At 57.4% G+C, this 11628-nt stretch carries 11 protein-coding genes; 6 read left to right on the top strand and 5 right to left on the bottom strand.

All coding sequences use genetic code 11. The annotated features are described in order from the left end of the window. The first annotated feature begins 104 nt into the window (after window positions 1–104). Window positions 105–806 (top strand): tRNA (adenine(22)-N(1))-methyltransferase, encoded by a 702-nt coding sequence (locus DKY63_RS08200; RefSeq protein WP_343327509.1) that lies wholly within the window; start codon window positions 105–107, stop codon window positions 804–806. Between the two features lie 133 nt (window positions 807–939). Here the strand turns inward: DKY63_RS08200 and DKY63_RS08195 are convergent, their stop codons facing one another. Next, window positions 940–1515, bottom strand: coding sequence for a hypothetical protein (locus tag DKY63_RS08195; protein WP_110963652.1), 576 nt, complete (start codon window positions 1513–1515; stop codon window positions 940–942). A gap of 108 nt (window positions 1516–1623) precedes the next feature. After that, window positions 1624–2508: a LysR substrate-binding domain-containing protein gene (locus DKY63_RS08190; protein ID WP_110963651.1), complete on the bottom strand. Its 885-nt coding sequence runs from the start codon at window positions 2506–2508 to the stop codon at window positions 1624–1626. A 158-nt stretch (window positions 2509–2666) separates the two neighbouring features. On the opposite strand from DKY63_RS08190, the gene ydiJ reads away from it, so the two are divergent. Beyond that, window positions 2667–5690, top strand: a complete 3024-nt coding sequence (gene ydiJ / locus DKY63_RS08185; protein ID WP_110963650.1) for a D-2-hydroxyglutarate dehydrogenase YdiJ — start codon at window positions 2667–2669, stop codon at window positions 5688–5690. A 104-nt stretch (window positions 5691–5794) separates the two neighbouring features. On the opposite strand, the gene DKY63_RS08180 is transcribed toward ydiJ, so the two are convergent. Continuing rightward, the gene (locus DKY63_RS08180; RefSeq protein WP_110963649.1) at window positions 5795–6700 is read right to left on the bottom strand and encodes an MBL fold metallo-hydrolase; all 906 of its coding nucleotides are present in this window, start codon (window positions 6698–6700) and stop codon (window positions 5795–5797) included. Between the two features lie 220 nt (window positions 6701–6920). On the opposite strand from DKY63_RS08180, the gene DKY63_RS08175 reads away from it, so the two are divergent. Next, window positions 6921–7802 (top strand): LysR substrate-binding domain-containing protein, encoded by an 882-nt coding sequence (locus DKY63_RS08175; RefSeq protein WP_110963648.1) that lies wholly within the window; start codon window positions 6921–6923, stop codon window positions 7800–7802. Window positions 7803–7817: 15 nt separating this feature from the next. Here the strand turns inward: DKY63_RS08175 and DKY63_RS08170 are convergent, their stop codons facing one another. Beyond that, window positions 7818–8693, bottom strand: coding sequence for a LysR family transcriptional regulator ArgP (locus DKY63_RS08170; RefSeq protein ID WP_110963647.1), 876 nt, complete (start codon window positions 8691–8693; stop codon window positions 7818–7820). 123 nt (window positions 8694–8816) lie between these two features. On the opposite strand from DKY63_RS08170, the gene DKY63_RS08165 reads away from it, so the two are divergent. The 3 genes from DKY63_RS08165 to DKY63_RS32145 all read left to right on the top strand — a co-directional run bounded on the left by DKY63_RS08165 (window position 8817) and on the right by DKY63_RS32145 (window position 11200). Continuing rightward, window positions 8817–9779 carry an arginase family protein gene (locus tag DKY63_RS08165; RefSeq protein ID WP_110963646.1) on the top strand — a complete coding sequence of 321 codons (963 nt, stop codon included), beginning with the start codon at window positions 8817–8819 and terminating at the stop codon, window positions 9777–9779. Between the two features lie 74 nt (window positions 9780–9853). After that, the gene (locus DKY63_RS08160) at window positions 9854–10636 is read left to right on the top strand and encodes an ABC transporter substrate-binding protein (RefSeq protein WP_110963645.1); all 783 of its coding nucleotides are present in this window, start codon (window positions 9854–9856) and stop codon (window positions 10634–10636) included. A 168-nt stretch (window positions 10637–10804) separates the two neighbouring features. Next, window positions 10805–11200: a hypothetical protein gene (locus tag DKY63_RS32145; RefSeq protein ID WP_162634885.1), complete on the top strand. Its 396-nt coding sequence runs from the start codon at window positions 10805–10807 to the stop codon at window positions 11198–11200. Here DKY63_RS32145 and DKY63_RS08155 read toward each other — a convergent pair. Further along, a complete protein-coding gene (locus DKY63_RS08155) occupies window positions 11197–11604 on the bottom strand; it encodes a hypothetical protein (protein ID WP_110963644.1) in 408 nt (135 codons plus the stop codon). The genes DKY63_RS32145 and DKY63_RS08155 overlap by 4 nt on opposite strands. Between the last annotated feature and the right edge of the window lie 24 nt (window positions 11605–11628).

Genomic DNA, 11628 nt, shown 5'->3' with positions numbered 1-11628 from the left:
CATGACCCCGGTCGCATAAATTTGAAATACCCGCCATTGCCCGACAAAATCGCTCCCCGATCCGGCCTGTAGTGCCGGACATTCGCGGTGGAAAGGGGTTGCGGTTGAACGAACAGACATTGTCCATGCGCCTGGAGCGTGTGGCGGCGCAGGTGCCAGTGGGCGCGCGGCTGGCCGATATCGGCTCCGACCACGGTTACCTGCCAGTGGCGCTGATGCACCGTGGCGTGATCACGGCGGCGGTGGCGGGGGAAGTGGCCTTGACGCCGTTCCACGCCGCCGCGCGTACCGTGCGCGAAAACGACCTGGAACGGCAGATCACCGTGCGCCTGGCCAACGGTCTGGATGCCATCGAGTCAACCGACGGCATCACGGCGATCAGCTTGTGCGGAATGGGAGGCGAGACGATCCGCGACATCCTCGAAAGCGGCAAGGCGCGCCTGAACGGCCGGGAGCGGTTGATCCTGCAACCCAACGGCGGCGAGCAGCCGTTGCGCCAATGGCTGATGGACAATGGCTATCGCATCCTCTTTGAAGAAGTGCTGCGGGAAAACCGTTTCGACTACGAAATCATCGTTGCCGAACGCGCGGAACCGGTGACTTACACCGCCGAAGAACTGTACTTCGGGCCACTGCAACTGCAGGCCCGCAGCCCGGCCTTCCTCGACAAGTGGCAGCGCAGGCTGCGCCAGAAACAGAAGACCCTGAGCCACTTCGCCAAGGCGCAACAAGCGGTGCCTGAAGCCACCGTGCAGGACATCGCCCGTCAGATCCGCTGGATCAACGAACTGCTGACCACCCCATAACCCAACCCCCGTAGGAGCGAGCCTGCTCGCGATGGAATCAGGAGCACCTCGGGGTGCCAGACAGTCAACGTTATCGTTAACGTCCATCGCGAGCAGGCTCGCTCCTACAGGGGATTGAGGTCGTTCATGCCGCCTAGCGCGACGTCTCGACCTTCAGCACTTCCGTATGAATGGCATCGACCGTCTGCCCCGCCCGGAAGTCTTTCAGTTTTGCCTGAACCTTGGGGTCCACCACGGTGACGACCTGCTCACTTCCATCCGGATGCAGCAGGGCCACTTGATGGTTCGTCACATCGACGCCAGTGACCTTCAACGTCACCTTGACGGTGCGATACATCTCACCGCCGGGCAGGTTGTCGGGGGAAGCGCGGTTCACCCAGGTGTCATTGCTGACCGCCGGCTTGCCATTGACGTCGGTATCGAGCACGTAATCGATCGAACGAGTCACGCGAATATCGACCTTGTCGCCGACTTTCAGGTTGTGCAGCGCCTTGGCCTGATCGGTGAGCTGGAAGGGCACCGGGCGCTTGTCGAGGCCCTCGATGGTGACCTGGTGCTTGGCTGAATCGACAGCCAGCACCTGCGTCTGAAAGTGTTCATTCGAGGCTTCGCTGTTCAGCGGTATTTCTTCGGCATGGGCTGCCAGGCTGACGCTTGTCATGAGCGATGCGAGGGCAAAGGCGCGGGTGAACGAGTGAGGTGATTTCATAGGCCGGCTTCCATGTGATGGGTGACAAAGCGGCGCGCAGGGTACCACTTCGCCGTGGGCTGCCCGTGCGCCAAGCATAGTCAGCGCTGGCCGATTCGGTGACGTCGTTCAGATCTGTTCCAGCAACCAGGTACGAAACGCGACCAGCGAGGGCAGCATTTCGTTGCGCGGCGGGTAGGTCAGGTAATAGCTGCGCTGACTGGCGAAGGGCAGGTCGAGGCTGATCAACTCGCCAGCGGCCAGTTCCTCGGTCACCAGAATGCGCGGCACCAGGCCGATGCCAATGCCGGCCCTGACGGCCTGGATCAAATGCGAGGTGAGCTCGAAGCTCGGCCCCAGGCGCATCATGCGATGGGGCAGGCCGTGATGACTGAACCATTCGCCCCAGACATTGGCATTGCTCGCGACGTTGAGCAGCGTCTGGCCGCCAATGCGCGTGGGCGTCCAGTCCTCATGAAGCGCGGCGGCTTCAGGGGAGATGACCACCATCAGTTCTTCGGTGTGCAGGCGATGGCTGATCAGCCCCGGCAGATCGTTGGCGCCAACGACGATGGCGGCATCGATGCCGCTGGTTTCGAAGTCGATGGCATCGATCCGCGAATTGATGTGCACCAGCATGCCGGGGTGAGTCTTGTAGAAGTCATGCAGGCGCGGCAACAACCATTTCGAGCCGAAGGTGGGCAGGGTGGCCAGTCGCAGGGTGCCACGGCCCGACTGATAGGCCATGGCCTGCAACGTGGCGCTGCGGATGCGCCCCAGGGCTTCGCTCAGTTCGCGCTGATACAGGCGGCCGACATCGGTCAGTTGCACTTGTCGGCCTTCGCGGCGAAACAGGCTCAGGCCCAGTTGCTGCTCCAGCGCCTGGACCTGCCGGCTCACGGCGCTCTGGGTCAGGGACAGCTCCGTGGCGGCACGGGTGTAGCTTTCATGGCGGGCGGCGGCTTCAAAGGCCAGCAGTAACGACATCGAAGGCGTAAGGTGGCGGTAATTCATTCGTAAAAGTCATCGATAGCGGCAAGAATATCCGTTTGTCTGGCGCCAGGACCCACGGGATCATTGGCAGAGCCGACAATTCGAGACTGACCCATTAATGTTCTGGCGACAAGAGTTTTGATTTTTCCATGATGAGTTCAACTACCCAGCAGACTTCGATGATCGCCCGGTTGCCTGCCGTCGCACCTGCAGCCAACTACCCGGAATTCCTGCAAGCCCTTGCTACCTGCGGTTTTCAGGGCCAGATCAGCGCCGACTACGCCACCCGCACGGTGCTGGCGACGGACAACTCGATCTATCAGCGCCTGCCGCAAGCGGCGGTGTTCCCTCTGGACGCGGATGACATCGCGCGCGTTGCGACGCTGATGGCCGAACCGCGTTTTCGCCAGATCAAGCTGACCCCGCGCGGTGGTGGAACCGGCACCAACGGTCAGTCACTGACCGATGGCATCGTGGTCGACCTGTCGCGGCACATGAACCGCATCCTGGAAATCAACGTCGCCGAACGCTGGGTGCGAGTGCAGGCGGGTGTGGTCAAGGACCAGCTCAACGCCGCGCTCAAGCCCCACGGGCTGTTCTTCGCCCCGGAGCTGTCGACCTCCAACCGTGCCACCGTCGGCGGCATGATCAACACCGACGCCAGTGGCCAGGGCAGTTGCACCTACGGCAAGACCCGTGACCATGTGCTGGAGCTGGATAGCGTGCTGCTCGGCGGTGAGCGCCTGCATACCCGGCCTCTGTCCGACACCGAGTTGCAGGCGGCGTGCGCGCAACCCGGTCGCAGCGGCGAGGTGTACCGGGTCGCGCAACAGATCCAGGAAACCCAGGCCGAGCTGATCGAATCGGTGTTCCCCAAACTCAACCGCTGCCTGACCGGCTACGACCTGGCGCACCTGCGCGACGAACAGGGGCGTTTCAACCTCAATAGCGTGCTGTGCGGGGCCGAAGGTTCGTTGGGCTACATCGTCGAAGCCAAGCTCAACGTGCTGCCGATTCCCAAATACTCGGTGCTGGTGAACGTGCGCTACGGCAGCTTCATGGACGCGCTGCACGACGCCAATGCGTTGCTGGCGCAAAAGCCGCTGTCGATTGAAACCGTGGATTCCAGGGTGCTCATGCTGGCGATGAAAGACATCGTCTGGCACAGCGTCGCCGAGTATTTCCCAAGCGATGCCGAACGTCCGACCCTGGGCATCAACCTGGTGGAGTTCTGCGGCGACGACGTGGAAGAAGTCAACGCTCGCGTGGCGGCATTCGTGGAGCATCTGCGGGCAGACACCACCATTGAACGCCTGGGCCACACCCTCGCTGAAGGCGCCGCTGCCGTGGGCCGCGTCTACGGTATGCGCAAGCGCTCGGTGGGGCTTCTGGGCAACGTCGAGGGCGAAATTCGTCCGCAGCCTTTCGTCGAGGACACGGCGGTTCCGCCTGAGCGTCTGGCCGATTACATCGCCGAGTTCCGCGCCTTGCTCGATGGTTATGGCCTGACCTACGGCATGTTTGGCCACGTCGATGCCGGTGTGTTGCACGTACGCCCGGCACTGGACATGAAAGACCCGGCCCAGGCCGCACTGGTCAAGCCGATTTCCGATGCGGTGGCCGAATTGACCCGACGCTACGGCGGGCTGCTGTGGGGCGAGCACGGCAAGGGCCTGCGCTCGGAATACGTGCCGGATTTCTTCGGCGAACTGTATCCGGCGCTGCAATCGCTCAAGGGCGCCTTCGATCCGCACAACCAGCTCAACCCCGGCAAGATCTGCACGCCGCCGGATGCTGGCGAAGGTCTGCTCAAGGTCAATGAAGTGACAATGCGTGGCGATCTCGATCGGCAAATCGACGAGCGCGTCTGGCAAAGTTTCGGTACCGCCATGCACTGTAACGGCAACGGCGCCTGCTACAACTACGACCCCGACGATGCGATGTGCCCGTCGTGGAAAGCCACCCGTGAACGCCAGCATTCGCCCAAGGGCCGGGCGTCGCTGATTCGTGAATGGCTGCGCTTGCAAGGGGCGGCGGACATCGATGTGTTGCAGGTGGCGCGGGGCAAGCTGTCCTGGCTGAGCGGGCTGCCTGCCCGCTTGCGCAATAACCTGTCGCGTTCGAAGGGCGAAGCCGACTTCTCCCATGAGGTCTACGACGCGATGGCCGGCTGCCTGGCGTGCAAGTCCTGCGCGGGGCAATGCCCGGTCAAGGTCAATGTGCCCGAGTTCCGCTCGCGTTTTCTCGAGCTGTATCACGGTCGCTATCAGCGCCCGCTGCGCGACTACCTGATCGGCTCGCTGGAATTCACCATTCCGTACCTGGCGCGCGCGCCGGGCCTGTACAACGCGGTGATCGGCTCGAAATGGGTGACTCGCCTGCTGGAACAACAGGTGGGCATGCTCGACAGCCCGTTGATCCACCGCCACAACCTGCAAACCACCTTGAATGGCTGCAAGGTCGCCGTGGCCAGCGTACCGGCCTTGCGCGAACTCAGCGCTGCCCAGCGTGAGCGCAGCGTGGTGCTGGTGCAGGACGCCTTCACCCGATACTTCGAAACGCCGCTGCTGGCCAACTTCATTCAGCTCGCGCATCAACTGGGCTATCGGGTGTTCCTGGCACCCTACAGCGCCAACGGCAAACCGCTGCACGTGCAGGGCTTCCTCGGCGCCTTCGAAAAGGCCGCGATCCGCAACGCCAGCCAGCTCAAGGCCCTGGCCGATTGCGGCGTGCCGCTGGTGGGGCTCGACCCGGCGATGACCCTGGTCTATCGCCAGGAATACCAGAAAGTGCCGGGCATCGAGGACTGCCCGAAAGTCCTGTTGCCTCAGGAATGGCTGATGGATGCCTTGCCCGAGAAGCAATCTGCGGCAGCAGGAACATTCCGCCTGCTGGCTCACTGCACCGAAAAAACCAACGCTCCGGCTGCGACGGCGCAATGGGAAAGACTGTTCGCCCGGATCGGCCTCAAGCTGGTGACCGAGGCGACCGGCTGCTGCGGCATGTCCGGCACTTACGGCCATGAAGCACGCAACCAGGACACGTCACGGGCTATTTTCGAGCAGTCCTGGGCGGGCAAGCTGGACAAGGAGGGCGAGGCGCTGGCAACCGGTTATTCGTGCCGCAGCCAGGTCAAGCGTCAGGCTGACGTGCAACTGCGTCACCCGCTGGAAGTGGTGTTGGAGCATGTCCTGAGCCGGTGATTGTCCGGTTTACCGACACGAAAAAAGCCCGGCTGATCAGGCCGGGCTTTTTCGTGGGCGGTCATCGCGCACACGTTTGAATACCGGATTCTTCCGTTTGGCAATTAGTATCCGTATTTTCTGCCATCTTTGAATTCAATATCCGAAAGGATGCTGACTTCTTTATCGACGTTATAAAGATGTGTGCTCTTGACAAGGTCTGAGCCTGGAAAAGGATCAGGCATGGTGGCTTTATTCTGTGCGGCTTTCAGCTTGTCGCGAATGAGTTCGATCTGCTCATACGTCATCTTGGGAACCTGGTTGGGGTCCAGGCCGGCATGAGCGCCATAGATGGCGGTGTTTTTGTTAATGATGTTCAGCGTTGCTGAAACAGAATCGACATAGTCGTTCATGTTGCCGACGAAAAGCGATGACGGGTAAAGATGGTCGCCTGACAAAAGCACATTGTTCTTTTCATCATAAAGGGCTACTTCATCCTGAGTATGACCAGGTACGCCGAGCAGTTTCAGTTTGACGCCGCCGAGGTCGATGACGTCATTGGGTTTGACTAATCGCGACACCTTGAAGGGTTCCAGCACAAATTTATCGAAGTTACCCAGATAAACTGACTCGGGTACATGGTAGAGCCCGTCTTTTTGCTTGAATTTTCGAGTGAATTCAGTGTCGAGCAAGTAAATGCTGTCGAAGTTATGCAGGCCGCCAATATGGTCAAAGTGCAAGTGCGATGGCAGAACGGATACGGGTTTATTTGTAATGGTCTTGATGACTTTGGTGATATCTTCCTTTTGATTGGCACCGGCATCCAGCATCAAGGCTTTGTCATCTCCGACAATCAGGTAGGAATAGTTCGCTTGGTAATAAGTGGGTTCGCCAATGGCATACAGGCTATCGCTTAGTTTATGTACGACGAAACCAGAATTTTCCTTTGGGGCGTTTTCCGCGTTGGCGTTGAAAGCAAAAACCGAAACCAGTGTAAGAGCGAGCACTATTTTTTTATTGTTGATTTTCATGGGTAAAACTTCCGATTGATGGAGGGCTCAGTCAAGCGAATAAGTTTTCGACAAACAATCGATAAATACTAAAGTCTTTATATTTAGAAAATCTAAACAGTGCGTGCTTTGGTGTTTTTTGAGGAGTGTTGGATACCTGGCAGATATCACATTGACGGGGTCTGCGGGATAAGTTATTACCTGCCGGACAATCATTACCGATTAAGTCAGGCCATTCTCGATGAGCTTACCGCCCCTCCACAGTTTCAAGGTTTTCGAATGCGTTGCGCGGCTAGGCAATATCAGTGCAGCGGCGGATGAACTGCATGTCACTTCCGGCGCCGTGAGCCAGCAATTGAAAATACTGCAGGCCAGCCTCGGGGTGGAACTGTTGGTAAAACAGGGCCGGCAATTGGTGCTGACCACCAGCGGAAGAGTCTTGCAGAAGCATGTAGCCAGCGCGATCAAAGAGATTGGCGGGGCGGTGTCAGTGCTGCGAAACGCGACTATCAAACCCGATGAAGTGAAACAACTGGTGCTGTCCATTCCGGGCGCTTATGGACTGAGTTGGCTTGCGACGCGCCTGTTCAAGTTCATGGAGGAGAATGTCCACATCAAGCTCACGGTAATCACTGAAGCCGGCTTTGGAATGATTGACTGGCGCAGGGCGGATGTTGCCGTTGCTTATGGAACGCCTCCGGATTCAGGTTATTGGTGGCGCCTTCTTCACGGTATTCGTATGACGCCGGTCTGCAGTCCTCAACTACTGCGTGGAGACCGGGCTCTTCGTCATTTCTCCGACCTTACCCATCATCGCTTGCTACATGAAGACGATGGCAGGCAATGGCGACGCTGGCTGACCGAAGCGGGCTGTCAGGACAGAGAATACAGCGACGTCCATTTCGAAGACTTTGGAATGGTCCTCGAAGCCGCGAAGGATGGCTTTGGCGTTGCTCTCAGCGATGAAGTGGTATCGGCCAGAGACCTTGACGAAGGGCGGCTGGTCCAGCCTTTTTCCCTCAGCGTCCCGGCGTTGCACAATTACTATTGCGTTTGTAGTGAGAGCAACAGGAGTCGACCTGAAGTCCTTGAGTTAATCGAATGGCTCGCAGCCACCACCTGAATGAAAATTCGGGTTTCAATCATCGATTGAAATCATGATGTGCCTGGTGAGTTCTTTCAGTAAGTGGGTGTTGAGCTTGAATGCTTGCCAGAACAACTTGATGTCCAGGTTTTGGTCAGGCGCAAGTTCTACCAGTCGGCCACTTTCGCACTCTTCACGGACCAGCTTTTGAGGTGCCATGCACCAGCCCAGGCCCATGATTGCAGCCTCGATCAGGTTTCGTGAGCTGGGGATGTAATGAACGGGCATTTGGAGTGCCTGACCAAACAGCTGTTGGCAGAAGCGATCCGTCATGGTGTCCTGGCGATCGAAAAGAATGGTCGGAGCCCGTTCCAGAGCCTGTTGTGTAAGCCCGTGGGGAAAATATTCTTCCTGAAACTGGCGGGTCGCTACAGCCTTGTAGCGCATGGCCCCGATCGCCTTGATGACGCAGCCCCTGACCGGCTTGGGATCGGTGGTGATGGCAGCGATAGCGGTGCCGTCGCGTAGCAACTGATTGGTGTGTTCGTGATCGCCCATCCGCAGATCCAGCGACACGTCATGTGCCTTGATCACGGGAAAGATGGTCGCAAGAAACCAGGTTGAGAGTGAGTCATCGTTCAAGGCAATGGTGAGACGGACATTGACCGTATTGTTGGCCTCACTCAATTCCTGTCGAGTATCCATCTGCAGCATTCGAACCTGCTGCGCCAGACGCAAGACGACTTCGCCGGCGCAGGTCACCTGAGTCGGCAGCAGTCGCTTCACCAGCAGCGTTCCAACACTCTCTTCCAGTTGCTTGATCCGATGAGACACGGCGCCAGGCGTGACATGTAGGACTCGAGCCGCCGCTTCAAAGCTTTCTTCCTCGATTACGGCGAGAAATGTCATCAAATCACGAGTGTCGAGCATGGTGCCTCTGGTTTAGTTTTTTTAAAGACAGGCTAATTTATTTAGCTTGAGGATACTCGTGGCATTACGTCTACTCAATGTGCCTGGACAACACGCCACGGCTTCAACAGGAGTATCCGAGTAATGACCATGCAAACCACCCATGCCCCGGTTCGTCCTTTTCTGGACTGGCCTGTCGCGACAAATCCACGGGCCCAGACTACGCAAGTGGCGCTGCTGGGGCTTCCGCACAGTGAACCCTACCCGGGCAACACGTACCCCAATGACCAGGCGCGCGCACCGGACGCCATTCGCTGGCAATCGGGTCAATTCTGCGATGGCAAGGAACATTGGGATTTTGACCTTGGCGCTGAACTCGCAAGTGTGCTGCCACCCCACTGCGTCGACTACGGCAACATGCCCTGGACGAAGGGTAGCTATGACGAACACGCTTCATTGGTGACCGAATTGCTGGCCAGCCTCTGGGGCGATGGCGCACAGGTGTTCATCCTGGGCGGGGATCATGGGGTCACGATCCCGGCACTGGACGCCCTGGCGGTCCTGCAAGCCCCCGTGCACATCCTGCATATCGATGCCCACCTGGACTGGCGGGCCGAGGTGGGTGGCGTTCGTCGCGGGTACAGCAGCCCTTTGCGTTGGGCCAGCGAAAAGCCCTGGATTTCGGGTATGACGCAGATCGGAATGCGAGGAACGGGCAGCGCCAGACGTGAGGAGTTTGCCGCGGCAGAGGAATACGGGTCGCGGATTTTCACCGCGCAACAGATACACAGCGCCGGGATAGAGCCGGTGCTCGACACGATCCCCAAAGGGGCGGCCGTCTATATCACCGTCGACGCCGACGGGCTGGATCCTTCCGGCATGCCCGGCGTTCTTGCGCCGTCGCCCGGTGGTTTGCGCTTCGACCAGATTGCACCGTTGCTTCGGGCCGTGTCGCGCCGTTGCAAGGTGGTGGGCATGGATGTTGTAGAGGTTGCGCCCAGCTTCGATGCCAGTAACGCCGTGACCTGCATTACAGCCGGCAGAATGATTCTTAATGTTTTGGGCTCTTCATGGGGAACTGGAGGGGCTTATAACCAATACAAGTGAAGCCGTGATTTTAAAGTTCAAGCGTTTGTATATTTATACTTTCACTAAACCCAATAAAAACAGGAATATAAATAATGAGTATGATCAAGTTGATCGGGCTCTTTGCGCTCGCCTTGATATCGACGCTGGCATCAGCCGAAGAGCCAAAAACCGTGCGCATCGGAATAGAGCCGAGTTATCCGCCATTTTCATACAAAACAATCGATGGAGGTACCGCCGGTTTCGATTATGACATGGGCAATGCCCTTTGCGCGGAAATGAAAGTCAAGTGTGTCTGGGTGGATCAGGAGTTTGATGGACTTATTCCATCACTGAAAGTCAGGAAGATTGATGCCATTCTCTCTTCCATGTTGATTACCTCGGAGCGCCTGAAGTCCGTTGACTTTACCCATCAGTATTATCGGAGCATGCCCGCCAAACTGGTCATGAAGTCGGGAATTGTCATCAATAATCCGTTGGTCGACCTTAAAGGCAAAAAAGTCGGAGTCCAACAGGGAACGACAAACGATCGCTTCGCTTCGGACGTCTTTGCACCCAATGGAGTAGAAGTCGTGCGTTACGGGTCACAGGGGCAACTCTTTCTGGACCTGGTAGCGGGTCGACTGGATGCGGGGCTGGCCGATATCGTCAATGTCTATGAAGCCTTCCTCAATACCGAAGCGGGTAAGGGTTATACCGTGGTCGGTCCTGACTATGATGACCCGAAATACTTTGGCGAAGGCAACGGAATCGCTGTGCGCAAAGGCGACAAAGCGATGCTGGAACAGTTCAATTCGGCGATTGCCGCCGTTAACGCCAATGGCACCTGCAAACGCCTGCAGGAAAAGTATTTCAAGTTCGAAGTGTGTGGTAATTAACCGTACAGGCTTAATTTGTCTTCTGTTCAGCAGTATTAAAACGTGACTGTTGTGTCCGGGATTCAAATCCATGACTGACAGATGTGAAGAGCCCCTGTAACCCTGAGTCAGGGGCTTTTGGCGATATGGCGAAGGCCAGGAACTCAATCATTGTTGTGAGGGAGATGAGTGAAGCTCGATGAAGTTGAGATATTTGCACTTGAACATCTATTCAATTTGGACAATGCAGGTGTTGCACATCAGACAGTCAATGCTGATCACTACAGAGTGCAAGAAAGAGCTGTCACCACAGCCGGATTTTTTTCGATCATAAAATGCCTTCAAGCTTCACAACCGGTTCAACCGCTACGGGAAATCTGCAAACCGTTCACTCACCCTCGGTTGAGAAGAGGTGGCGTGTTTATTTGTTGGATTGAGAGTGACTTGTCTCTTTGTCTGGAGGGCGTTGCGGAACAACGTAACTGGCCAATGGAGCTGATGCCGCTTTCACTACAGCATCCACGAAAAAGCCCGGCTGATCAGGCCGGGCTTTTTGCGGGTGTTGCTGTGAAGCGAATGTCTTAAGCGACGGTGCTGCCGTGCAGGCGGTCGGAGCCATCGGCAGCGACTTCGTTGCCTTTCAGATGATCAGAGCCATCGGCAGCAACTTCGTTGCCTTTCAGGCGATCAGAACCGTCGGCAGCAACTTCGTTACCTTTCAGGCGATCAGAGCCATCAGCGGCAACTTCGTTACCTTTCAAACGATCCGAACCATCGGCAGCGACTGCGTTACGTTTTTCCAGCAGGCGATCCGAACCACCTTCAGCCACACGATTCTGTTGCAGGCGGTCAGAGCCACCTTCCGCTACACGGCTTTCGATCAGACGATCCGAGCCGCCTTCAGCGACCACGGGTTGAGCGGAAGTGGCGGCGAAAGCGTTCACTGCGAAAACCGAGAAAACGATGCTGAGGATGGTTTGGCGTTTCATGATCGTGTGCTCCGGGGGTGTTTT

It is taken from the genome of Pseudomonas putida (genome assembly GCF_003228315.1).
In the GTDB taxonomy this organism is placed as follows: Bacteria; Pseudomonadota; Gammaproteobacteria; order Pseudomonadales; family Pseudomonadaceae; genus Aquipseudomonas; species Aquipseudomonas putida_S.
This window is presented reverse-complemented; position numbering and strand designations above follow the sequence as displayed.